Origin of the sequence: Bacillus sp. SIMBA_074, from assembly GCF_046534555.1 — a bacterium.
Lineage (GTDB): Bacteria > Bacillota > Bacilli > Bacillales > Bacillaceae_G > Bacillus_A > Bacillus_A mycoides.
Genome location: NZ_JAWRYM010001210.1, coordinates 1 through 237, shown reverse-complemented (window position 1 = coordinate 237; position 237 = coordinate 1). Strand labels below are relative to the sequence as shown.

Genomic DNA, 237 nt, shown 5'->3' with positions numbered 1-237 from the left:
CCCCCGCACCGTGGCCGAGTCGTCATCGATGCGTGCGCCGTCGAGCGTCACTCCGCCTTGGCTGATCGCGCGGCGCGCCTCGGACGAGCTGGAGACCAGACCCGTCGCGACGAGCGCGTCGACGACCGACGAGCCCGAGGCGACCGTGGCGTTCGGCAGTTCCTCGAGCGCGGTACGCAACGTCGACGCGTCCAGCGCGGTCAGATCTCCCTGGCCGAACAGCGCCTCGGATGCCGC

1 protein-coding gene is annotated in these 237 nt (G+C 72.2%); it reads right to left on the bottom strand.

The window, feature by feature from the left end; all coding sequences use genetic code 11:
* Window positions 1–237, bottom strand: a 237-nt coding sequence (locus SB773_RS34570) for a S4 domain-containing protein (protein ID WP_410595057.1), incomplete at both ends; no start/stop codon positions are given.